Below are 23,643 nucleotides of genomic sequence, written 5' to 3'. Positions count from 1 at the left end.
CCGGTTCGACAGTTTGGGAGGCGTGCATCATGAGAAGAAATCTGAAGTGTCGTGCTACGCCGGCGAAGCAACAGGGCGCCGTCACCGTGGTGGTGGCTTTATCGATGGTTGTTCTGTTGGGTTTTGCCGCGCTTGCCGTCGATTACGGTTATCTGGCTTATAGCCAAAAACGCTTGCAGAGCGCGACGGATGCCGCCGCGCTGGCAGGAGCCGTCGACCTCTGGACGCAACCGTGGACGACGGTCGTCACTAACGCACAGGCGTTCACGGCGGGGCAGGGCAACACCATTCCAGGCGGCGTTAACGCGGCGACGGCGACGATCACCGGGCTGACGTTGTCCAGCGTGACGTTGCCGTACAAACAGGCGGTATCGGGATACAACGGCATCAAGGTGACGCAACAGGCGACTGTGCCGATGTTTTTCGCCAAGGCGTTGGGCTTGAAATCGCAGACGATCAGCGCCACCTCGCAGGCCGCTGCGGGGGGCGGGTCCGAACCTGCTCTCTATAACGTGATGATCATTCTCGACACCACGAAATCGATGAGCACCACCACCGACAGCAATTGCAAGAATTCAAAAGGTGTCGCGCAGACAAGACTGCAGTGCGCGCAGGCGGGCGCGCTGCAATTGCTGACCGGCTTGACCAATGCCGGCGACAAGGTCGGATTGATGGCGTTTCCGCCGCAAACCTCGTCGACCTATAACTTCTCGTGCTCGGGCAAGGCGGCCACCATCGCCAGCAGTTATTCGGCTACGGGTGCCAGTTACCAGATCGCATCCGCAAGCACGGGCTATCTCGGCTCCAACATGCAGGCGAATACCAGCTCCGCCATCGTTCAGGCGCTGGGTGGCGGGAGTTGTTCCGGGTTGCCGGCACCGGGCGGCCTCGGCACGTTTTACGCTCAGGCGATTACGGCGGCGCAAACATCGCTGGCCGCAACGGCATCGACGGAAAGCCCCCCCGGCCAGAACGTGATCATTCTGCTGAGCGACGGAATAGCGGAGTCTTCGATCGCTCAACTGGGCAGCACGTACAGCAGCACCTATGGAAGTGAGTGCCAGGCGGCTATCAACGCGGCTTCTGCCGTCAAGAGCAATACGGGAACCTTGATCTATACCGTTGCTTATCTCGGTGGCGAGGCAGCGTCGGCGCCGGGTTGCGGCGATGGTAACGACAAACTCACCGCCTGCAATACGATGGCCGCCATCGCGACGAACTCGTCGTATTTCTATTCCGATACGTGTTCGAATGCCGCTGGTGGAACCAATAGTCTGAATTCCTTGTTTACGCAGATTGCCTATAGTCTGACGAAGCCACGGTTGATTCCGCTGAATGCTTCGTGATGAGGAGCGGGATGGGCGTGTCAGTCAAACCATCCCGCTATTTTTTGTGCGTTTGCCGTTGTTCTTCCTTTCGCAAAGCCAGTTTCAATCCTCATGCAAGGCAATCGTTATTCCACTCGGCTTTCACGGGAAAACCACGCCTACTGTTCCAGCAGCGTCGGACAGGTTTCCGCCACATGAGCGGTCGGAATGATCGCGTCCAGCTTGACGCGAACAAACGTCCATAGCACAGCCGCGCCGATCAGATCGAATACAGCCAGAAGAATGAAAATCGGCGTGTATCCGACGTGGCCAACCACCGCTCCGACGATCAACGTAAAGCAGAATTGACCAATAGCGCTAATGGTCCCCACGCATCCCGTCACAGTCGCAACCTCGTTTTTGCGGAACAGGTCACTCGACATGGTGATAACCGTCACCGATAACGTCTGATGAGCAAAGCCGCCCAAACATAGCAGTGCAATCGCCGTCAAAGGATGCGCAACAAAGCCGACGAGCGGTACGGGCAACATCATCAAGGCACCGAAGGTAAACGCACATCGTCGGGCGTTGACCACGCTCATCTTCGTATATTTAAGCAGTGCTCCGACGAGCGCTCCACCGAAGACGCTGCCGATATCTGCCGCGAGAAATGGTAGCCATGCAAACAAGGCAATTTGCTTGAGATCCATATGTCGCACGGTACTCAGATAAAGCGGCAGCCAGAAGCTGAGCGTGATCCACGTTGGGTCAGCGAGAAATCGCGGCAAGGCGATACCCCAGAAATTGCGTTGCCGGATGATCGAATAAATGGACGGTCGCGCAGCGCTCGCCTGCAAATGCTTTTCCTGACCGGAAAGTATGTATTCCTTCTCGCGCGATGAAATGGCGCGGTGTTTCTCCGGCGAGTCATAGAGCCACAGCCAGAGAGCCAGCCATATAAAGCCGAGCCCGCCCGTGAACACGAACGCGAACTGCCAGTTATAGAACAGCGTTGCCCAGACGACGAGCGGCGGCGCGAGCATCGAACCCAACGACGCACCGATGTTGTAGATGCCGCCCGCGAGACCTCGTTCCTTCGCGGGAAACCATTGCGACGTGGCCTTCATCCCCGCCGGATGGACGGCGCCCTCGGGCAATCCCATGAGCCCTCGTGCCACCGCCAGGCCTTGCCAGGAGTGGACCAGGCCATGAGACATGGTGATGACCGACCACGCGACGCAGAACAGCGCAAAGCCGACCTTCAGCCCAATGACATCGATGACATAACCGGTGATCGGCTGTAGTGCGTTTGTGATCGTAAAGGCGCTCAGCACATACGAGTACTGCTGCGCGGTTAGATGCAACTGCGTGGTGAGCGTTGGAGCAGTGACCGCAAGCGTGCTTCTCGTCAGGAAATTCAGGCATGACGCAAGCATGATGGTGCCGATGATCCACCATCTCAGACCGCGGATTTTGTATGTCACTTCGTCTCCTTTTTTTTAGAACGCTAATGCGTGATCGCCGAATAAAAAGCGAAGCCTGCAATGGGCCGTTGGCGATCACCGGGGATGCAAAGGTTCTGGGCATAACCTCGCAGATCGGCACAAGGCCGCTGATGCGAGGTTCACCGCTTTATCATTAACTTGCGAGGGTTGCGCTTTACGCAGGCAACGGGTGATAAGAGAAAAGTTTGAAGTCAGCCGGCTCGCGGAAGCCGAGCATGTCGTTGACCGTGATCCCTACGAAAGCCCCTGTGAAACCAATCGGGGTCGCGTATTCATCGCTCAGCTTAGTGAAATCCTTTTCAAGACCGACGTCTACCCAGGCGCCGTCGTCCGAACGATAGGAGAAGCGCAGTTTTGTGTTCTCCACGCGGACCCGCAGGCTGGTCTCGCCGCCTTCCGGCAGTACAGCGAGACGGTTTTCATAGGCAAAACTGCCCGCGTCCATTTCCATGTATGAGAGGATCTTCGTCCCGTCGTCGTCGCAAGTGATGAACAGGTAGTAGAACGTGTTCTCGTCGTATCGCGCCATGAGTCCGGCCATGTGCAGATACGAACCCGGCGAGAACTCCAGCGTCGTTTCGACTTCGAATTGCCAGTCACGCACGCGGCACGCCAACAGGCTTTGATGGAAACGCGACGTCGGCGACTCCTGGCCGCGTATTCGAAGAAAGCCGGGGCGCTCTTTCAGATTGCACCATGCGTCGTCCTTCGGTACTCGCAGACTTTGCAGTTCGAGAGGCAGCGTGGAGCAGTGGCTGAAATCGACATGCCAACTGCTATCGAGGTTTTGCTTCACATCGGAATGCACGGAGAATGACTCCGGTGGAATCACACCTGCGTCGCTGAGACAGGGCCAGTCGTTTCGCCATTCAATCGACGCAAGACAGGTCTCGCGGCCCAATGGTGAACGTTTCGTCTGCGGATCAATTGGCCGGGAACCGAGGTACGTCATATACCACTGTCCTTGCGGACCTTCGACCAGATTGCCGTGGCCGGTGCGCTGGATTCGTCCGCTTGCATCGCGTGAAGTCAGCATGGGCGTTTCCGGATGAAACTCGTAAGGCCCAAAAATCTCGCGCGATCTCGATACGCAGGTCGCATGGGTGTAGCCCGTCCCACCTTCTGCCGTGATGAGGTAGTACCAGTCACCTTTCTTCATTAAATGCGGCGCTTCGTAGATCTGGCACTTCATGAAGTAATCGGTTCTCAGATTCGCGCCTTTATAGATAACGCGCTCTTCGCCAACCAGCCTTTTCTCCTCGACCGAGTATTCGCGCAGAATGATGCCCGCGAAAGGATCTGCGTGGATGCCCCTGAAATCGCGGCGAATATATGCCAGCCACTTCTTGCCCGTTTCGTCGTGGAATAGCGACGGGTCGTATCCGCCTGACACGAGATGTACTGGCTCCGACCACGGGCCGGTAATGTCCGGGGCTGTCACGAGATAGTTGTGCATGTCGCGCAGCGGCGAAATCTTCTGTTCGCCTTTCCATGCCTTCGTGTCGGTGTAGACGAGCCAGTAGAGACCATCGTGATACGACAGCGCGGGCGCCCAGATGCCGCCGGAAGGTTGTTCCCCAATGAGGTTCAACTGCGAAAGACGGTCCAGTGGCGTGGCCTTCAGCTCCCAGTTGACGAAGTCTTTCGATTCATAAATAAGAACGCCTGGATACCATTCGAACGTCGATACGGCGATGTACCACGCGTCGTTACCGCGACATATACAGGGGTCAGGATTGAAGCCGCGCAGAACTGGGTTTTGAACAATGCTCATTAGAGAAGGGGTTTTCTTGGGGGAATCGGGGAGTGCGGTCTGATCGGCCTGGTCCACTTTCATCAGCGGGTGGACGAACTGGATCTTTGATTTGCCGAATTAAGTTACCGGTAACAATTTCGAATGTAGCACACGGCTTTGAAGACGTTCAAGCCAGATGGTGGGAGGGTATTCCCTCACTTGTGCGGGTTGCTGGCGGGACTTGCAGGCGACGAACTGCGAAGCGCCACACGTTTTCTTTTCGTGTTTTATTTTTTGCAATCGGAATCAGCTTGAGTGTGCCGTGTTGCCCCGATCTGCTTTCTGCGCGGCAAGTAGTTAATCGCAATCGATGCATCGCAAGTTTCGCAATCGACTCGAATCGCTTTTCTGGAAGTAAATGGAGCGCGAAGCAAGCCTCAAACGTACAGGGAGCGAGCGCCTCGAATATCGCGGAATTACCGAAGAATGCACGCTACCGCCCCGTCATTCATTTGCTACACTTGATCGACGACCAGGCCCTTTCGACGCCTGATTCGACACTGCAAACTTCCGCATCTCCCGCTCGCTGCGTGCTGAAAAGAAGGGCCTTTCGCCACCCTTACAGTTCCGCGCTTCCGTCTTTTACTCCAACGCACGAAATAGTGCCGGGGTGTCTCCATGAATGAGTCTGCCGATTTCCGGAGCAAAGAGATCGTGCTTGAACACGGACGCGGTTCCATGCCCGCGCTCGGATTCGGCACGCTGATTCCCGATGCCGCCACGACCGTCAGCGCAACGCGAGATGCGCTGAAAGCAGGCTATCGCCACTTCGATTGCGCCGAGCGATATCGCAACGAGCGCGAAGTAGGGGAGGCTCTTCGCGTAGAACTTGCTGCCGAAGGAATTGCGCGCGAAGACATCTTCGTGACGACGAAATTGTGGAACTCCAATCATCGGCCGGAGCGTGTCGGGCCGGCTTTCCATGCAAGTCTCGAAAGGTTTGGCCTCGACTATCTCGATCTCTATCTGATTCACACGCCGTTCGCATTTCAACCCGGCGACGAGCAGGACCCGCGCGATGAAAACGGCCAGGTCATCTACGACGAAGGCGTGACTTTGCTGGAGACCTGGCAAGCGATGGAATCTCTCGTCGACAACGGAAAGTGCGGTGCCATAGGGCTCTCCGATATTGGGCTGAAGGAGTTGCAGCCGTTATACGAATCGGCGCGAATCAAGCCAGCCGTCGTGCAGGTCGAAGCACATCCTTATCTTCCGGAAACTGAGTTGCTGGAGTTCTGCAAAGAGAACGGAATTGCATTTTTGGCCTTCGCGCCTTTGGGTCACGGAATCAGACCAGGGCCGCTCGAAGACCCCGTCATCTTGCGAATTGCCGCGCAACTTGGCAGAACGCCCGCACAAGTTCTGCTCGCGTGGGCCATTCAGCGTGGCGGAGCTTTGCTCACCACGCCGAAAACAGCCGCTCGCTCGCGAGAGAACTTCGATATCTCCGCGCTTCCGGCAGAAGCGTTCGACGAGATCAATCGAATCGAGACGCGGCAGAGGTATAACGAAGTCGTCAAAACCGGTAGTCCCGGATTTATTCCGCGACGTACGCAGTAGAGCGACGTGACCGGTTATATGGAGACATTCCATGCACGAAGAGAACATACGCGACGCGCTAATTGCGCATTGGCAGGCGTCGGCGGCCGGCGACCTCGAAGCGGAACACGATATTTATGATGACGATGTCATTTGTGACTATCCGCAATCGGGTGAGCGAATCGTGGGGCGAATTAATTTGCAGGCGTTGCGTGGTCATCATCCGGGCAAACCGTCGGGATTCGGGGTCCGGCGAATTCAGGGCGAGGGTCATCTGTGGGTCACCGAATACACCATTACCTATAACGGGCGCGCGGCCTTCACGATCAGCGTCATGGAGTTTCGCAACGGCAAAGTCGTTCACGAGACGCAATATTTCTCGGAGCCGTTCGAGGCGCCGGATTGGCGGACGCAGTGGGTTCAGAAGATTCCCTGATCGGAGATGTAACGATAATCAGGGGAGTCGGAGCATGAAAAGAATGATTGAGGAGACTTCGCTCGTCGTACAACATAAGCAGGTTTTCTTGCCGCTTATCCCGCTCGAATCTCTCTCACACGCGTAGACGATCTTCACGCGAGCGCGTCAGCACTTTGTTGCCGACAGCATGGAGAATAATCGCCAGATTCTCCCTGCGAACTCATCTGGATTGCGCCTCTTTCACGGGTAAACACCGTATATACAACTTACATCGAGCTTAATAAAATTTGTACGTTGTCATACAACGTGTTGGCTATTCGCGCACGCAGCGGTTAGGTCAATCCATTAATGCACTCGCGGCGATTAAACACGGCCCGCACGCTGGAAAGCACCGCCGCAATCCATCAGACGCGCTATTTTTGAAGAAATCACGATGAAAAAGAAATTTGCCTCTGCCCATCTTCCGACAATTATCGCGGCCTCGTTGCTGGCGTTTAGCGCAGTCTCGGCGCACGCGCGGACGTTCCGCGTCGCCGATGTGCATGGCGACACCTATCCGACCAATATGGCCGTGAAGTTCATGGGCGAAGAGATCAACAAGGCGACTGGCGGCAAGGATTCGGTGAAGGTCTTCGGCAATAGCGCATTGGGTTCGGAAAACGACACGATCGACCAGGTACGCATCGGCGCGCTCGACATGACCCGCGCTAACGGCGCGGCGTTCAACGAGATCGTTCCCGAATCGATGATTCCGTCGCTGCCGTTCCTGTTCCGCGACATCGATCATTTCCGCAAGGTCATGTACGGCCCGGAAGGCCAGAAGATTCTCGACGCGTTCCAGGCGAAGGGCATGATTGCGCTGACGTTCTACGAGAGCGGCGCGCGTTCGATGTACGCGAAAAAAGCGATTCATTCGCCCGCCGACATGAAAGGTCTGAAGGTGCGCGTTCAGCCTTCGGACCTGATGGTCGACGAAATCAGGGCGATGGGCGGCACGCCGACGCCGATGCCCACCGCCGAGGTCTACACGGGTCTGAAGACGGGGCTGGTGGACGCCGCGGAGAACAATCTGCCCACGTATGACGAAGGCAAGCACTTCGAAGTCGCAAAGGTCTATTCGGAAACGCAGCACTCGATGACGCCGGAAGTGCTGGTGTTCTCGAAGAAGGTGTGGGACACGCTGTCGCCGCAGGAGCAGCAGATCATCAAGAAGGCGGCGGCCGATTCGGTGCCGTACTACCAGAAGCTGTGGACCGCGCGCGAAAACGATGCGGCGAAGACGGTCACGAATGGCGGCGCGACGATCGTCACCGCAGCGCAAATCGACCGTCCTGCTTTCGTGAAGGCGATGCAGCCGGTGTGGGCGAAGTACGAAAAGACCCCGCAAATGAAGCAACTCGCGGATGAAATCCAGGCAGTCCGGTAAGCCGGGATATAACGTCGTGCAAAAACACACAGCACGATGAAAGTATTGCGACGCAGCGAACGCTGCGTCGCAATAAGCAAAATGTGATCAGCGATTCTGCGCGTCGATTTGCTGCCGCAACCGCTTCTCCTGTTCCTGAAGCTCCGGTGTAAAAGCTTCGCCGAAATCCGCCGCTTCATAAAACGGTCGAATTTCGACATCCGAATCGCTCATCATCGGATTCGGGCAGCGGCGCACCCAGTCGATCGCTTCATCCATCGATTGAACCTGCCAGATCCAGAATCCGGCAATCAACTCCTTGGTTTCGGCAAACGGGCCGTCATGAACGGTTCGGTCCTTGCCGGAAAACCTCACCCGCACCCCTTGCGAGCTTGGCTTCAGCCCGTCGCCGCTTTGCATGATGCCGGCGCTGACCAGCTCTTCGTTGAACTTGCCCATCGCCGCGATGAGTTCCATGCTCGGCATCTGCCCGGCTTCGGATTCGGGTGTCGCCTTGATGATGACCATGACGCGCATTTGAACTTCTCCTGAGAAAACGCTCGGTGTCGGGTGGTGTCGAGAGGCAATCGCCGCCTCTACCACTACGACGGACGGCGATCCAGAAAATCGACATGTGCCGCGCGCCGTTCGCGATTTTTGTTGCGTTTCGATCAGCGCCCGCTTTTGCCGCGGCCATTTCGCTGCCGACGCACGAAGAGAATGCCGAATCCGGCCACCAGAAGCAACGCGACGATCAGGCCGATGCTCATGCCGGTCGTGCCACGGGAGTCCACTGGCGCGGACGCAGCTGGCGCTCCCGCAGCCGACGACGCCTGTGGCGCAACCGGTTGCGGGAGCGCGACCCCGGCGGCACTGCCCTGGTGAACGAGCGAGGCCTCCGACGTCGCCACTGCAACTTGAGGGGCAACAGACGGCACCGCATCTGGTGCGGGTCCGACCGGCGCCGAGTCGGTCGACGACGCAATCGCCGGAGCCTGCGCAGCTTGCGGCGTGGCGGTGACGGACCTGGTCATCGCCGTCCACTGGGCGAATGCCACGTCGATGCAATGCACGTCCGTGCAGGCGTTACGCGATTGCCGCCACTGCGCGATCTGTGCCGCGGATATCCTTCCGGCGTTCAACAACGCTTGTTGCTGCGCGAAGATATCGTCGTATTCGTTGTTCAGAATGGCGTGGTCACAGATGACGCGTTCAGCCGGTTGCTGGGTCGACGCACATTGAAGATCGCTCGCCATTGCAGCGGTCGACCCGAACGCTGCGATCGAGAGCAGCAAAATCAGATAGTGTCGTAAATGCACCTGTACTCCTGGTATGTGATTGCTATGACTGGTTCGCCAATGCCAGATTGTGCTGCGCGGGGACCACGATGAATCCCCCCGACTCGTCGCCGTGGGCCACGACGCTTCCTTCAAGCAGCAGATTCGCGGTCAGCGCGCAAAGCGCCGCATCCACCTCGTCGATAGACTTTAGCGATATCGTCTGAATGCCGGCCTCTTCGAGAACTTGCCGCCGCTGCGTTCGCTTCTGCTTCGCCGATACCGCTTCGTTCTTCAGAAGCGCGCAGGTTATCGCGTGAGGAAACGTTTCGAAGCACACACGGTCGATAGTCTTCGCTGCATTCGTGTAAAGCGGAAAGTGCGGCGCGAACACGTCGTAGATGCGCTCGCCGTTGAACATCCATCCGTAGAAACCGCTTTTGCTGGCGAGAGCGAGTTCGCGGGTCGGTGTCGCAAACAGAGAAATTCTCAGCTGCGCGAGCGCTCTCTCGGCTTGCCTTCCGGCCTCGCCGGTTCGCCATCGACAAGGCGCATCGATTCCCACTGCCGCTACGTCGAACTGCATGCATTTTTCGAGCATCTGCTCAGGCGTTTCCTTGCGGACGTTGCAGAGGATTTCGGCGCCACGCAGGATAACGAGGTTATTTCCCTTGCTGCTTCCGCCAATATCGATTCCCGCTACTGCCCGTGGGGACTTCATGATGCAATTGCCTCCCGGCTGAATTCGCGCCAGTCGTAAAGTATGTCGGCCCGAGGCCCGGCGGCAAACTCCGCTTACTTTTATTTACCTTGCCTAACATGATTCGTGCCCGGATCACCACCGGGCCGATCGAGCAAGCGCGGCTAGGCACGATGTCCGCGCGATGCGGGACCATAACGGAAATCGCACGATCCAGACCATGCAAGCTCATACCGACGCCGCCACTGCCTACGCCAAACGCTTCGAAACCGTCCTCGCCTATATCGATGCGAACCTCGACGGCGACCTGTCGGTGGAAGCACTCGGTCGTGTAGCGAACTTCTCGAAGTTCCATTTTCACCGGCAGTTTGCCGCGTATGTGGGCGTGCCCGTCGCACGTTATGTGCAACTGATGCGCCTGCGAGGAGCCGCTCGCCGGCTGGCATCGCAGCCGCCCTGCACGGTACTCGATGCCGCGTTCGATGCGGGGTTCGACAGCCCCGAATCGTTCAGCCGGGCGTTCAGACGCGCGTTCGGCACGACGCCGAGCGGCTTCCGGCGGCAGCCGAAATGGCAGGTCTGGAGTGCGACTTTCGTTGTCCCCTATCTTTCAAGGAAACTGACCATGCAAGTGCGAATCATCGATTTTTCGGAAACGCGGGTGGCCGCGCTCGAACACCGTGGAGCCGCTGGGCTCGTCAACGAGAGCGTGCGGAAATTCATCGACTGGCGCAAGCAGAGCGGGCAATCGCCGCTGCCGTCGAGCAGGACCTTCGGCATCCCGCACAACAACCCGGATACGACGCCTGAAGATGAATTTCGCTTCGATATCTGCGGAGAAATTGACGAAGCGGTTGCGCCGAATGTCTATGGCGTGCGCGAGGTCGTTATTCCGGCTGGCCGATGCGCGGTAGTTCGGCATACGGGATCGACCGACCATGTCGGCGAGACGATCTATCCGATCTACCGCGACTGGCTTCCGGCAAGCGGAGAGGAGTTGAGGGATCATCCGCTGTTCTTCCACTACCTGAGCGTGTCCCAGGACACGCCGCAGGATCAGTGGCAGACGGATATTTATATCCCTTTGGTGTGACGGGGTATGACGGTTCGCGAAACGCGCGGCGCGGAAACCGCCGCGCAAGCCTGCGTCAACAGTTCCCTCAATGCGGCCTGCGTGATGGCCGACAGACGCACGAGCACGGACGGATAACGCTCATAGTGCCCGGTAAGGTAGTAAGTCTCGGGGTGCTGTTCCAGCAGCCGCGCGCGATGATCGAAATCGATACGCACGACGATGCAATCCGGCTCCGCCGATTTGTTGGTCGGCACACACGCGAGGATTTTGCGATCGAACTTGAGCGCGGGTGCTCCGTACGCGGTGCCGTCGGTGACACCCGGCAGACTTAGCCCGAGTTTTCGCACCGTTTCGAAGGTGAGGGTGGCCATCGGCAAGGTCCTTTTAAAGGTCCACTTTGATTCGGCTAGTGGCAGTTTGCCATGGTCGGGGTTGCCATGCGGGGCTGCGATCCGGGGCGGCGATCCTCGGCGGTCTTACGCAGATCGGGCGTCGGATCGCTGCAGGATCCGACGCCCGATTTATCAGGTTGCCGGGCGTCGCGTTGAACGATCAGGCGTCGTAACGCGCTTCGTCGAGATCGGCGATCAGCGTCGGGCCCGAGGGATGCCAGTCCAGCCGCGCCTGCGTCCACGCGCTGGAAGCGGGCATGTCCAGTCCGACGAACATCGCCATCCAGCCGAAATGGGCGGCGGCTTCCTCGGGCGCGATCGAAACGACTGGCAGTTTCAAGCCACGGCCCAGCGCCTCGGCGATTTCCCGGCTGCTGACACCTTCCTCTCCGACCGCGTGATAGCGCGCGCCGCGCTCGCCGGCTTCCAGGGCGAGCCGGTATAGACGCGCGACATCGGACAAATGACCCGCCGCCCAGCGGTTGTGGCCATCGCCGACATAAGCGGCGACACCCTTTTCTCGAATCATGCCGATCAGCGGCGTGATGAGGCCCTGCCGGAACGGATTGTGGACTTGCGGCAGCCGCACGACCGAGACGTTGAGCCCGGCGTCCAGCAGTTCATTCCCCGCCAGTTCCGACGCGATACGCGGATTCGGATGATCGATATTGAACACGTCTTCGGTGGCCGGCTCGCCGTGCTTGCCGAGGCCCATGCCGGTCCCCGACGTGATGATCAGCGGACGGTCGGAGCCCGCGAGCGCGGAGCCGAGCGCCGCGATGGCACGCCTGTCCTTCTCGCAGTTCTCGACGAATCGGGAGAAATCGTGATCGAACGCCGTGTGGATCACGCCATCCGCTTTCGCCGCGCCGCTGCGCAGGCTCTCCACGTCCTCCAGCGTGCCCCGATGCACTTCGACGCCCGCGTCGACAAGCGCCTGTGCGCCCGCGTCGGAACGCGTCATGCCGATCACCTGATGACCGGCCTTGAGCAACTCGGGAACAATCGCGGAACCGACAAAACCGGTCGCGCCGGTAACAAAAATTCGCATGATGAAGCCTCCTTGGTCATGACAGGTTCACTATCCGGCCATTTGTTATCCCGTTAAAGTAGTGACCCCATCATAGTAAAACGACTAACAGGCTCATCATGTCGGTGAACACCCCCCGATCGCTGGGAGATTTTCTGAAAAGCCGCCGCACGCGCCTCGATCCGGCGAGCTTCGGCTTTTCCGGGCGCCGCCGCACGCCGGGTTTGCGCCGGGAGGAGGTTGCGCAGCGCGCGCATATCAGCCCGACCTGGTACACGTGGCTCGAACAGGGACGCGGCGGCGCGCCATCGGCGGAAGTGCTGGAGCGGATTTGCGGCGCGCTGATGCTGACCGACGCCGAACGCGAGCACCTGTTCATGCTCGGGTTGGGGCGGCCGCCGGAGGTGCGCTACAAATCGGCCGAGGGCGTCAATCCGCGCATGCAGCGTCTGCTCGATTCGCTCGAGGCCAGCCCGGCGATCATCAAGACGCCGACGTGGGATGTGGTCGCGTGGAATCGCGCGGCGGCGGTCGTGCTGACCGACTACGGCGCATTGCCGCCCGATCAGCGCAATATTTTGCAGTTCCTGTTCCGCAATCCTCGCGTGCGTGCAAAGCAGCACGACTGGGAAACCGTCGCCCGTTTCGTGGTGGGTGCGTTCAGGGCGGATGTGGCGCGGGCGGGTCTGATGTCGGAAGCCGGTGAACTGGTGGACGAACTGAGCCGGATCAGCCCGGAGTTCGACGCGCTATGGCGCGACAACGAAGTGCACAATCACGAAGATGGAGACGGCGTGAAGCGCCTGACGCATCCGAAGCTCGGGCTGATCGAACTGGAGTACTCGGCTTTTTCCGTCGATGGCCGGCCGGATCTCGGCATGATCGTCTATACGCCGCTCGATCGCGAAGTCGCGCAGCGAATCAGGGAGCTTGCCGCGAGTGCTTCGTTGGCGACTTCCACGTTGCCAGAAGCGCCCGGCACGAATGGCCCGGAAGTCGGCATCGGGGCGCAATGACGTCAACGGCCACGATCGTCTGGAAGCGTCGTGGCCGCTGTCGCGCTTTCACGTTGTTAGCTGGCGATTTCGTCGAGCGTCCGGCCGCCTGTCTCCAGTGCGAACGCCCCCATCACGACGGCGCCGAACAGCGACACGATGCCGAAGTAGCCGAACACCGCCTCGACGTTCAGATACGTCAGCAGCGCGCCGATAATCACCGGACCCACCACCGACGCCAGCCGCGTAATCGCCGATGCAGCCCCGGCGCCGCTCGCGCGAATTCGCGTCGGATACACCTCGGGCGCGTAGACATAGACGCCGCATTGCACGATCGCGATCATCGCCACGCTGATCGACGCGAGCACCAGTACCTGTTCGGCAGGCACACGCGTGCCGCTGAACGCGAGGTAAAGCATCGGAACCGCCGCGCCGAGAAACGCGATCGAAAAAGTTTTCTTGCGACCGAGATAGTCGATCACGAAGATGCCGATGATCGTGCCGATCAGCGTCGCGATCATGCTGATCATGCCGTAGCGCAACGCGACGTTCAGCGGCAGGTGATAGACCGTTCGGTACAGCGACGGCAGCCACACCAGAATGCCGTAGGTCGTCAGGCTCGCACAGCAGGCGAGCACCCAGACCACCATCGTCCGGCTCGCGAAGCCGCGTGTGAATAGCGCGCGAAACGATTCCTTCTTTTCGGTTGCCTTCGATTCCACCATCTTCAGCGCGCCCAGCTTTGCATACTCGGCTGCAGGCATCGATTGCTCGATTCGTTCGACAATCCGGCGTGCTTCGTCAGTGCGTCCGTTGATGGCGAGCCAGCGCGGCGACTCCGGCGCGGCGCGCGGCAGAATCGCGGCGAGCACGATGGGCAGCGCCCCGACCAGAAACATCACTTGCCAGCCGTACGCGGGAATCAGCCACATCGCAGCCACGGCGGCGATCAGATTGCCGACCGCGAACGTCGATTGAAGGATGAAGATCAGCCTGCCGCGCAGCTTCGCAGGGCACAGTTCGTTCATGTAGGTCGCCGACACCGGCGACTCGCCGCCGAGTCCGATCCCCTGAAAGAAGCGCAGCGCGATGAACACCGCGTAGCTCGGTGCGAACGCGGACGCGAGGCTGCCCAACGCGAGAATCACCAGCAGCCAGCGCAACACGCGCAACCGGCCAAAGCGCTCAGCCGCCGCGCTGAAGGCCAGCGCGCCGATGAACTGGCCGACGTAGCCGCCTGCGACCAGCCAGCCCGCATTGGCCGGACTCAAATGCCACAGGCCGATCAATACCGGCAGAACAAAGGCGATGGTCAACGCGTCGAAGGCGTCGGTCATGTGGACAAAGCCGACGACCCCCAATACCCGCGCATGCCAGCGCGTGAACGGCAGCCGTTCGATGCGCGCCGAGATTGCCGCCGCGTCCTGGTGATCGCCGGTGCGCGCGCTAATTTCCGCGTCGTACTCTTTAACCGTACTCGAGAGTTCCATCATGTCCTCAAAGGGGGGAATTGCGGGGAGGTGCGCGGCTTTAGATGAAGCTCATGCGAGATCGAGGACCAGCGTTCCGCTCTTCGCGCCGGATACGCAAATCATCATCACGTTGCCTGCGTTTCGTTCGGATTGCGTCAGCACTGAATCGCGATGCTCGGGGCAGCCGCCCAAGACCCGCGTTTCACAGGCGCCGCATAACCCTTCGCGACAGCTATAGTCGACGTCGACATTCGCTTCCAGCAGAGCGTCCAGCAGCGGTTTGCCTGCGGGCACGTCGAGCGTTCGGCCGCTGCGGGCGAGTTCGACGGTGAAGCCGGTTTGCGGTACGTCGGCGACGGGTACGCTCGCGGCAAAGCGTTCGATATGAACGTTGCCGATACCGGCCGCTGCGCACGCCGTTTCGAAGCCGTTCAACATCGCGTTCGGACCGCAGCAGTACGCGTGAACGTTCTCGTTTTGCTGCGCGAGGAAGGCGGTGAGATCGAATGGCCGACCATCGTGTTCGTCGTCGAAATGCAACTGGATGTCGCCGCCGAGCGCGGACAGTTCATCGAGAAACGCGGCCTGTTTCCGGCTGCGTGAGCAATACACCAGCCGCACGTCACGCCCGGCTTCACGCAGGCGACGGTACATGCACAGCATCGGCGTGATGCCGATGCCGCCCGCGATCAAGACAGTCGACGCAGCGTTTTCATCGAGCGCGAAGTTGTTGCGCGGCTGGCCGATCGCGACGATCGACCCGCAGCGCAATTGCTCGTGCACGTAGCGTGAACCGCCGCGGCTCTTCTCGTCGTTCAGCACGCCGATTACATAGCGGCCGGTGTCATCCGGCGAATTGACCAGCGAATAACTGCGCGTGACTCCATTCGACAGATGCAGGTCGATATGCGCGCCTGGCGCGAACGGCGGTAATGCGTCTCCATTTACCGGCACGAGTTCGATACTCAGAACCCGCTCTGCTTCGTGACGTATCGTGCGAATCCGCGCGCTGAGGGTCGCGGTTCGCGCTGTCGTGCCGCCGGCTGTTTGCTCGTCCATATGTTCAGACTCTCGATAGATTGCTTCGACACGCCGTCAGGTCGACTCGGCTTCTTCTTTCTGACGCGCACCGTGTACGGAGAAGAACCGCGCGCGGTTCACCTTCTGCCCAATCGCCGCTTCATACGCGTCGCGAACATGGTCGGGCTGTCCGTATTGCCCGATGAAATCGCGCAGATACGCACCGAGCAGCGGATGCGCCGATAACGCCTCACGCGTCATGCCGCCGAGCATTTCGTCGCGACATGCCGACGGCAGAAAGACGTTGTGATTCGCCGCGCTATCCGTGATCAAACCCTTCGGCGTCTTGCCTGCCGCGACGGCTTCGAGTTCTTCGAAGAAGCGTCGACGCAGCATCACGATGCCGCGATCGCTCGCACCGAGTGTCTCTTTCGTGCGATCCGTAATGGCACCCTGACCGACCCACGCAGCGAAGTCCTGATTCGCCACGTGGCTCGTGATCCAGTCGCCGTTTTCGTCGCGAATAGGTCCGTACCAGGAGGGAATCTTCTCCTGCACGTACGGCTCCTGTTCCTTCGGCACCTTGTTGAATACCCACAGCAGACTCAGCGTGTTTTCATCGTCAATAGGCACGCGCCATTCGAAGTGGTGTCCGAGATAAAACGCATTCGGCCACAACGTCACGCGTCCGGTGGTCCACATCGGGTTCTGTTCGCTTTCATGCGCGCGCAGACGCTTGTAGACGAAGCCGTAGTCGAACTCCTCGTACTTCGTGCTCAGGTGCGTCGGCACATGTTCGGAGTGACTGTCCTGCTGACGTTCGGTCCAGTTGTTGTGCGTCCACTCGAAGTGGATCGGATCGATCGAGTTTTCCTGGCACTGAAACCAGTTGCACGGAATCTCCGCCATCACGACCTGCGCGAAGCCGTTCGTATAGTTGAAGGGCTCCCAATCCGGCAATTCCGGCGCGGGTGCCGGACCCATATACGCCCAGATCATGCCGGCCTTCGCGCGCACTTCATACGCGGTGATCTTCGTCTTCTGACGAAGCCGTGCGTCGACATCGACAATCTCTTCATACGGCTGATGCGTGCACTGGCCTTTCGCATCGAACTCCCAGCCGTGATACGCGCAACGCAGACCACATTGTTCGACGAAGCCGAACGCGAGGTCCGCATTGCGATGCGGGCAACGCCGTTGCACCAGGCCGAATTTGCCGCCCAGATCCTTGAACAGCACGAGGTCCTCGCCGAACAGGCGAATCGGCCGTACGGATTTCTGGTCGAATTCGCTGACTCCCGCGACCGGGTGCCAGTAGCGGCGCAGATAGTCGCCCATCGGTGTGCCCGGACCCACTTCGGTCAGCAGCTTGTTCTTTTCGTGACTCAACATGTTTTGTGTCCTCGAAGGTTGAAAACCTGGCGGCGCCGTAGTCGCGCACTGCCAGCGATGAGCAAATTCTTGGCGACGCCCCTGGTTCGCACAACCTCCTCAAAATCCAAAAAGGTTGCCGTTCGTCTCACGCGCTGCTGCGCTTCGTTCGTCCGATGGGGCGGGTTTTTCCTGGTTTTTTTCTGCTTGCCGTCAAAAATAATCTTGCCCAGAATGCATGTTCATTTATGTTCTATATGTTCAAAAATGAACAGATAGAGCGCGCTGACGTGACACAAAGTGAGAAAAGACATGCTGAAGATCGGAATCATCGGTGGCGGGATTGGCGGGCTGGCGGCGGCAATCGCTTTGCGCAAGGCGGGGCATCGGGTCACCGTGTTCGAGCAGGCGGAGCGCTTCGGGCGCGTCGGGGCGGATATCAACCTGACGCCGAATGCGGTCCGCGCGCTCGACGGGCTCGGCGTCGGCGCGCAATTGCGCGAGACGGCGGCGCGGCCCAACGCGCGCATCAGCCGGATGTGGGACACCGGCGAGGAGACCTCGCGTCTCGCGATGTCGGACGAAGCGGAGCGCAAATACGGCGCGCCGCAATTGACGATGCATCGCGCGGACGTGATGACGGCGCTTGAGCACGCGCTTCAGCCCGGTGAGCTTCAACTCGGCAAGCGAACCGTCTCGTTCGACCAGACCAAAGACAGCGCGACCGTTACGCTCGCCGACGGCTCGACGCACGCGTTCGATCTGCTGCTCGGCGCGGACGGCATCCACTCCGGCGTGCGCAAATTCCTGTTCGGCGACGAGCGTCCGCAGTTCACCGGCATCGTGTCGTATCGCGCGGTGGTGCCGGCCGAGAGGCTGAGCGGCGGCGATCTCGGCGCGTTCGTCAAATGGTGGGGGCCGACCGACGATCTGCAGATCGTCACGTTCCCGCTGAACCGGGGCCGCGACGTGTTCATCTTCGCGACCACGTCGCAGAGCGACTGGACCAACGAATCGTGGACCGCGCCGGGCGACCCCGACGCACTGAGAAGCGCGTACGCCGCGTTTCATCCTGAAGCGAAGGCATTGCTCGCCGCGTGCGACACGGTGCTCGCGTCGGCGTTGTATATTCGCGATCCGCTGCCGAAATGGACCGGCGAACGCATGGCGCTACTCGGCGACGCCTGCCATCCGATGATGCCGTTCATGGCGCAAGGCGCAGGCATGGCGATCGAAGATGCGGTCGTGCTGTCGCGTGCTTTGACTGATGTTTCGCCGGACGGCCTCGGCGTCGCGTTGTCGCGATATGAACACGCACGTCAGGAACGCACCGCGAAAATCCAGATCGGTTCGCGCGGCAACAACTGGCTCAAGACCGGCGGCAACGCCGATTGGGTCTACGGTTACGATGCGTGGTCCGTGCCGCTGGCGTGATCAGGCGTGCAAAACCGCGCCAACACTTGAACGCGTATAGATGACAGATACCTCCGACAATCCGAAGACTGGTGACAACTCGGCATCGCCGGTGGAACGCGCGTTCCGCCTGCTGCGCTTCATTGCCGAGGGCGGTTCGACCGCGAATCTCAGCGACGTCGCGCGGCAGATCAACGTGAACCGCGTAACGGTCATGCGTCTGCTCGACTCGCTGAAAGCGGCCGAATTGATCGAGGCCAATCCACAGGGTGGATCGCATCGGCTGGGCATGTCGTTTCTGACGCTCGCGGCGAGCGCGCTCGGGTCGTCCGATCTGATGGCGCGTGCGCGTCAGGTGCTGCCGGGGCTGGTCGAGCGGACGGGGTTGTCCGCGTATCTGGCTGTGCTCGAAGGGGCCGAAATCATCTACCTGCTATGCGAGACACCGGACACGCCGCTCGTGAGCCGGATCCGCGTGGGCAGCCGGATTCCCGCGCATCGAGCAACGCCAGGACTCGCGATGCTAGCGAATCTGCAACCGGCGGCACTCAACGCGCTCTACGCCGACGATTCCAGCGACAACGCCAAACTCGACTGGAACGCGCTCGATCAGGCACTCGAGACGGTTCGAAAAAACGGCTGCGCATGGAGTTTTTCCGGCCTCGAAGCGGGCATCGATTCCTGTGCCGCTGCCGTCAAAAACAGCGAGGGAAGCGTGTTGGCGGCACTGAGCGTCGCGGGTCCGAACACCGCTTTTTCATCGGATGAATCGTTGCGCGACACCGTCGAGATCAGCGTGAAAGCCGCTGCCGATGCGCTGTCGCGTTCGAGTCTCTAACCCGCTGTTTCGCCCTTGGTGAGTCGCCCGCCGTTCTGACGTCGCCGAATCAAAAACGGGACGATCGGATACTTTTCCGGGAGCCAAGGTCCTTGGCGCATATTTTTGCGTCACCAAGAATCTTCCCATCTGCTTGCCATGATGTGCAGAAAGACCGGCGAGCGATGCGCGATGTGCATCAAAGGAACGCAGCTTCTTCTTGCACCGCGCTTTGGGGAGGTCGATCGGCGTCGATTGCCTCCAAACCCACAATGATAAGCATTGCTGCGCAAAGGTTTGGTGAAACATGAAGGTGACAAGAACGGCTTTTTCCGCTTCATTGATGGCAGCAGTCTCCGTGCTCGCAACCGGCTACGCGCACGCGCAAAGCAGCGTGACGCTGTACGGGATTGTCGATACGGGCGTGCAGTACTACAACAACGCGGCAGGAGGCGGCTCGCTCGTCGGCATGCCCACGTTGACCGGCGAAGTGCCGTCGCGCTTCGGGCTGCGCGGCACCGAAGATCTTGGCGGTGGCTACAAGACATTCTTCGTACTGGAAAACGGCTTCGCGATGAATAGCGGTGCGCTCAATTACGGCGGACGCCTGTTCGGCCGCCAGGCGAATGTCGGCGTGAGTTCTCCGTATGGCTCGCTGACACTCGGCCGTCAGATGAACATGTCGATGTACGTGCTGACGAACGCCGACGTGATCGGCCCGTCGATTCACTCGATGGCGAGTTTCGACAGCTATCTGCCCAACGCGCGCAGCGACAACGCCGCCGGCTACATGGGCAAGTTCAGCGGCTTCACGGTAGGCGGCACGTACAGCACCGGACGCGACGCAGCGGGCCCGGCGGGACCATCCGCGACGAATTGTGGCGGCAACGTTGCCGGTGATTTCGTCGCGTGCCGTCAATACACGATGATGCTTGCGTACGACGCGTCGCAATTTGGCGTCGCCGCTTCGTACGATGTGATGCGCGGCGGCACGGGCGCATCCGCGCCGCTGTCGAACCCGGCTTACACCGACACCCGGACGATCGTCGATGGTTACGCCACGTTCGGCTCAGCAAAAGTCGGCGGCGGCTGGATTCGCCGCAATACGTCGGCGGCCGTGCATAGCCAGTCCGACATCTATTTTCTCGGCGCCACGTACCACGCAACGCCGGCGCTATCATTCGATGCACAGGCGTTGCGCTATCTGTTGCGCGAGACGTCGGACTCGACGCTGTTCGTCGCGCGCGCGAATTACCTGTTGTCCAAACGTACGATGGTTTATACGTCGGTCGGCTACATGACCAACAGTTCGCGCGGTGCGGCGGCGGTGGCGGCGGGCGGAACGGTCGGCACCGGAGAAAACCAGCTTGGTGTGATGGCGGGCATCCAGCAGCGCTTCTAGCATCGGCGGCGCGCGTCTTCTGAATGCAGTCAGTCAGGACCGGCACCACGACAGGAAGATCCACGGAGACTCACAATGGCAACAGATCTTCTGAGCGACATTCTGGCCGATCTGCGGGCGGACGCTGTCGTGACCGGGCGCTTCACGTTGAGCGCGCCGTGGGCGATCCGCAAGCCCGCTGTATCCGGTGCGTCATTTCGGATGTGTACCGGCAGTCCCTTTTATCTCATCGTGGCAGGCGAGCCGCCGGTGTATGTCAAACCCGGCGATTTCGTGTTGTTGCCGCACGGGCATGAGCACATCATGGCGTCGTCGCTCGATGTGCGGCCGGTGCCTTTCGATTCGCTGATGGCCGACAAAGGCATTCACCCGCGTTTCGACACGCCGCTCGAATTTACGGCGGGCGGCGGCGGCGAAACCAGCGAGCTTTACACCGGCATCGTCGTGTATCGCGACATCATGCGCAGTCCGCTGTTCTCGGTATTGCAGACACTGATCCACGTGCGCGCCAATGACCCCGCCGTCGCGCCGTGGCTGGTCAGCACGCTGCAAAGCTTCATTCAGGAATCGATGACGTGCCAGCCCGGCTGGGCGATCGCCGCATCACGGCTCGCGGATGTGCTGTTCGTGCAGCTATTGCGCGCGCATTTGCAATCGACCGCGGACAATTCCGGCTGGCTGCGCGGTCTCGCCGATCCGCAGATTGGCCGCGCGGTGGCGCTGATTCACCGCGAGCCGCGTCGCGACTGGAGTGTCGCGGGACTCGCGGCGGCGGCGGGCATGTCGCGTTCGCGATTCAGCGCGCGCTTCACCGAGCTGGTCGGCGATACACCCATCGGTCATCTGACCGCGTACCGGATGTATCTGGCGAGCGGTGAGCTGACGCGCGGCAGACGCACGCTGATCGAGATTGCGGAGAACGTCGGGTACACATCGGAGAAAGCATTCGCGCGCGCGTTTCACCGATGGGCCGGTATGGCGCCGAGGCGATATGCGCGCAGTGTGCGGCCTCTGGACGACCTCGGCGCGCACACCTGAGGCCGCATCAAGGCACCGGTCAGAAAGTCTGCCAGTCCATGCCGGGCTCGGCCTTGCTTCGCGGCGAGGCGGACGGACGAAACGCCGCCGCATTTGCACTCGCGCCCAACATCGACTCATCGCGCAACTTGAACACCGCCACCGCATCACGCAGCGAATTGGCCTGCTCGGAAAGCGCCTGCGCCGCGGCGGACGCCTGCTCCACGAGCGCCGCATTCTGTTGCGTGACTTCGTCCATCTGCATGACGGCGATGTTGACCTGATCGATGCCCGTGCTCTGTTCCTGCGACGCCGATGAAATCTCCTCGACGATATCGTTCACGCGCTGCACCGATCCGACGATATCGGCAATGATCTGTCCCGCGTCGCCGACGAGTGCCGAGCCCGAGTTCACCCGTTCGCCCGATTGCGCGATCAGCTCCTTGATCTCTCTCGCCGCCGTCGCGCTGCGTTGCGCAAGCGTGCGGACTTCGCCCGCGACCACTGCGAAGCCGCGTCCCTGTTCGCCCGCGCGCGCCGCTTCGACCGCCGCGTTGAGCGCGAGAATGTTGGTCTGGAAGGCGATCGCGTCGATTACCGAAATGATTTCCGCGACCTTGTTCGAACTATCGGTAATGCCCTGCATAGTCTCGACCACCTGGCCCATCATGGCGCCGCCGCGCGACGCGGTCTGCGATGCCGTGCCGGCAAGTGCGGAAGCCTGCTGCGCATTGCCCGCGTTCTGGCGGACGGTGGACGTGAGTTCTTCCATGCTCGCCGCCGTTTCTTCGAGCGACGCCGCCTGTTCTTCGGTACGTGTCGACAGATTCAGATTGCCCGCCGCGATTTCGGCGCTGGCCGTCGCGACGCCTTCGGCATTGAGGCGCACTCGCGCGACGACGTTCGACAGGCTCGCCTGCATCTCCTTCAACGCGCCGAGCAGTTGGGCGATCTCGTCTTTGCCGCTGGAATACAGGTCCATCGACAGGTCGCCCGTCGCGACAGCGCGGGCGCAATCCAGCGCACGGCCGAGCGGCCGCGAGACGGTGCGGCTGAACAGAAAGCCGCCGATCATCGACAGCGCGAGCACGACAAGCATCAGCACGACGCTGATTTGCGTTGCGTGACGCGCGTCGATGGCGGCCTGGGCGGATACCTGCGCGCTGTCGTCGGAAATTTTCTTCACGGCCTGTTCGAGAAGCGCCGAGGGTTCGCGGTCCACGCCGGCCACGGCGGTGTCGCCCGCAACCGGATCGAATCCCGCCGACCTGAACGCCTCGAAGCCCTTGCGATATCCGTCGCCCATCGACGTGTGCGCCGCCGAGAACTTCTCGATCAGCGCGCGGCTTTCGCCGTCGGGCAGCTTCGCGTTCAGTTGGGCGGCGAGCGCGTCGACAGTTCTCTCGCGTTTCTGAAAGGCCGTCCAGTATTTGTCGAGTTGTACGGGGTCCTTGCCGCGCAGCAAGGTGTCTTTCCACTCCTGCACCTGGAGCTTGAACGCGACGAGCGTGGCCGACACCATGCGCTCATTGGCGACGTTGTCCTGCACGGTGACGCTGTACGCGTCGATCGATTGATTGAGGGCGAAGATGCCGTACAACGCGCCCGCGAACATCAGCAACAGGGCGACGGCGAAGGCGAGAGGGATTTTAATGCTGAGTTTCACTGAGGATTTCTCGGAACGATGGGTCGC

Annotated in this window: 21 protein-coding genes; 10 read left to right on the top strand and 11 right to left on the bottom strand. The window is 60.3% G+C overall.

Annotation, left to right across the window (positions count from 1 at the left end; genetic code table 11):
- Nucleotides 1–29 precede the first annotated feature (29 nt).
- Entirely contained in the window at nt 30–1,346 is a 1,317-nt protein-coding gene (locus tag ABH945_RS20265) for a pilus assembly protein TadG-related protein (RefSeq protein WP_429251698.1), read from the top strand.
- A gap of 140 nt (nt 1,347–1,486) precedes the next feature.
- On the opposite strand, the gene ABH945_RS20260 is transcribed toward ABH945_RS20265, so the two are convergent.
- Together ABH945_RS20260 and ABH945_RS20255 are read right to left on the bottom strand one after the other, a co-directional pair.
- Nucleotides 1,487–2,743 (bottom strand): MFS transporter, encoded by a 1,257-nt coding sequence (locus ABH945_RS20260; protein ID WP_074771239.1) that lies wholly within the window; start codon nt 2,741–2,743, stop codon nt 1,487–1,489.
- Nucleotides 2,744–2,966: 223 nt separating this feature from the next.
- On the bottom strand, nt 2,967–4,649 hold the full coding sequence (locus tag ABH945_RS20255; protein WP_429251697.1) for a glycoside hydrolase family 43 protein: 1,683 nt from the start codon (nt 4,647–4,649) through the stop codon (nt 2,967–2,969).
- Between the two features lie 576 nt (nt 4,650–5,225).
- On the opposite strand from ABH945_RS20255, the gene ABH945_RS20250 reads away from it, so the two are divergent.
- From ABH945_RS20250 to ABH945_RS20240, 3 genes are all read left to right on the top strand, one after another.
- Entirely contained in the window at nt 5,226–6,167 is a 942-nt protein-coding gene (locus tag ABH945_RS20250; RefSeq protein ID WP_429251696.1) for an aldo/keto reductase, read from the top strand.
- A 31-nt stretch (nt 6,168–6,198) separates the two neighbouring features.
- Nucleotides 6,199–6,582, top strand: a complete 384-nt coding sequence (locus ABH945_RS20245; protein ID WP_429251695.1) for a nuclear transport factor 2 family protein — start codon at nt 6,199–6,201, stop codon at nt 6,580–6,582.
- Nucleotides 6,583–6,997: 415 nt separating this feature from the next.
- On the top strand, nt 6,998–7,990 hold the full coding sequence (locus ABH945_RS20240; RefSeq protein ID WP_074770726.1) for a TRAP transporter substrate-binding protein: 993 nt from the start codon (nt 6,998–7,000) through the stop codon (nt 7,988–7,990).
- Nucleotides 7,991–8,077: 87 nt separating this feature from the next.
- Here ABH945_RS20240 and ABH945_RS20235 read toward each other — a convergent pair whose 3' ends face one another.
- From ABH945_RS20235 to ABH945_RS20225, 3 genes are all read right to left on the bottom strand, one after another.
- Complete coding sequence (locus ABH945_RS20235) at nt 8,078–8,506, bottom strand: YciI family protein (RefSeq protein WP_074770724.1); 429 nt, start codon at nt 8,504–8,506, stop codon at nt 8,078–8,080.
- A gap of 134 nt (nt 8,507–8,640) precedes the next feature.
- Nucleotides 8,641–9,288: a hypothetical protein gene (locus ABH945_RS20230; protein ID WP_429251694.1), complete on the bottom strand. Its 648-nt coding sequence runs from the start codon at nt 9,286–9,288 to the stop codon at nt 8,641–8,643.
- A 22-nt stretch (nt 9,289–9,310) separates the two neighbouring features.
- Nucleotides 9,311–9,967 (bottom strand): DUF429 domain-containing protein, encoded by a 657-nt coding sequence (locus ABH945_RS20225; protein ID WP_429251693.1) that lies wholly within the window; start codon nt 9,965–9,967, stop codon nt 9,311–9,313.
- A 199-nt stretch (nt 9,968–10,166) separates the two neighbouring features.
- Between ABH945_RS20225 and ABH945_RS20220 the strand changes: the two genes are divergently transcribed.
- On the top strand, nt 10,167–11,039 hold the full coding sequence (locus ABH945_RS20220; protein ID WP_429251692.1) for an AraC family transcriptional regulator: 873 nt from the start codon (nt 10,167–10,169) through the stop codon (nt 11,037–11,039).
- Here the strand turns inward: ABH945_RS20220 and ABH945_RS20215 are convergent.
- Both ABH945_RS20215 and ABH945_RS20210 read right to left on the bottom strand, forming a co-directional pair.
- A complete protein-coding gene (locus ABH945_RS20215) occupies nt 11,021–11,392 on the bottom strand; it encodes an MmcQ/YjbR family DNA-binding protein (protein ID WP_429251691.1) in 372 nt (123 codons plus the stop codon). The genes ABH945_RS20220 and ABH945_RS20215 overlap by 19 nt on opposite strands.
- A gap of 181 nt (nt 11,393–11,573) precedes the next feature.
- Nucleotides 11,574–12,464, bottom strand: coding sequence for an SDR family oxidoreductase (locus tag ABH945_RS20210; protein WP_429251690.1), 891 nt, complete (start codon nt 12,462–12,464; stop codon nt 11,574–11,576).
- Between the two features lie 98 nt (nt 12,465–12,562).
- Here ABH945_RS20210 and ABH945_RS20205 point away from each other — a divergent pair, with 98 nt between their 5' ends.
- On the top strand, nt 12,563–13,459 hold the full coding sequence (locus ABH945_RS20205; RefSeq protein WP_429251689.1) for a helix-turn-helix transcriptional regulator: 897 nt from the start codon (nt 12,563–12,565) through the stop codon (nt 13,457–13,459).
- A 56-nt stretch (nt 13,460–13,515) separates the two neighbouring features.
- On the opposite strand, the gene ABH945_RS20200 is transcribed toward ABH945_RS20205, so the two are convergent.
- Genes ABH945_RS20200 through ABH945_RS20190 form a run of 3 tightly spaced genes read right to left on the bottom strand, consistent with a single transcriptional unit; the run spans nt 13,516 to nt 17,322 of the window.
- The gene (locus ABH945_RS20200; protein ID WP_429251688.1) at nt 13,516–14,928 is read right to left on the bottom strand and encodes an MFS transporter; all 1,413 of its coding nucleotides are present in this window, start codon (nt 14,926–14,928) and stop codon (nt 13,516–13,518) included.
- Between the two features lie 51 nt (nt 14,929–14,979).
- Nucleotides 14,980–15,969 (bottom strand): PDR/VanB family oxidoreductase, encoded by a 990-nt coding sequence (locus ABH945_RS20195; protein ID WP_429251687.1) that lies wholly within the window; start codon nt 15,967–15,969, stop codon nt 14,980–14,982.
- Nucleotides 15,970–16,005: 36 nt separating this feature from the next.
- Nucleotides 16,006–17,322 carry a Rieske 2Fe-2S domain-containing protein gene (locus ABH945_RS20190; protein ID WP_429251686.1) on the bottom strand — a complete coding sequence of 439 codons (1,317 nt, stop codon included), beginning with the start codon at nt 17,320–17,322 and terminating at the stop codon, nt 16,006–16,008.
- 291 nt (nt 17,323–17,613) lie between these two features.
- Between ABH945_RS20190 and ABH945_RS20185 the strand changes: the two genes are divergently transcribed.
- The 4 genes from ABH945_RS20185 (at nt 17,614) to ABH945_RS20170 (ending at nt 21,971) form a co-directional block, all read left to right on the top strand.
- Entirely contained in the window at nt 17,614–18,735 is a 1,122-nt protein-coding gene (locus tag ABH945_RS20185; RefSeq protein WP_429251685.1) for an FAD-dependent monooxygenase, read from the top strand.
- A gap of 40 nt (nt 18,736–18,775) precedes the next feature.
- Nucleotides 18,776–19,552, top strand: coding sequence for an IclR family transcriptional regulator (locus ABH945_RS20180; RefSeq protein ID WP_429251684.1), 777 nt, complete (start codon nt 18,776–18,778; stop codon nt 19,550–19,552).
- A 286-nt stretch (nt 19,553–19,838) separates the two neighbouring features.
- Complete coding sequence (locus tag ABH945_RS20175; protein WP_429251683.1) at nt 19,839–20,933, top strand: porin; 1,095 nt, start codon at nt 19,839–19,841, stop codon at nt 20,931–20,933.
- 75 nt (nt 20,934–21,008) lie between these two features.
- Nucleotides 21,009–21,971, top strand: coding sequence for an AraC family transcriptional regulator (locus tag ABH945_RS20170; protein ID WP_074770693.1), 963 nt, complete (start codon nt 21,009–21,011; stop codon nt 21,969–21,971).
- 19 nt (nt 21,972–21,990) lie between these two features.
- Here ABH945_RS20170 and ABH945_RS20165 read toward each other — a convergent pair whose 3' ends face one another.
- The gene (locus tag ABH945_RS20165; RefSeq protein WP_429251682.1) at nt 21,991–23,616 is read right to left on the bottom strand and encodes a methyl-accepting chemotaxis protein; all 1,626 of its coding nucleotides are present in this window, start codon (nt 23,614–23,616) and stop codon (nt 21,991–21,993) included.
- Nucleotides 23,617–23,643: the final 27 nt, after the last annotated feature.

This window comes from Paraburkholderia sp. GAS333 (assembly GCF_050435665.1).
GTDB classification, from domain to species: domain Bacteria; phylum Pseudomonadota; class Gammaproteobacteria; order Burkholderiales; family Burkholderiaceae; genus Paraburkholderia; species Paraburkholderia fungorum_A.
Note: the sequence above shows the minus strand (reverse complement) of the source record. Positions and strands in the feature narration are given on the sequence as shown.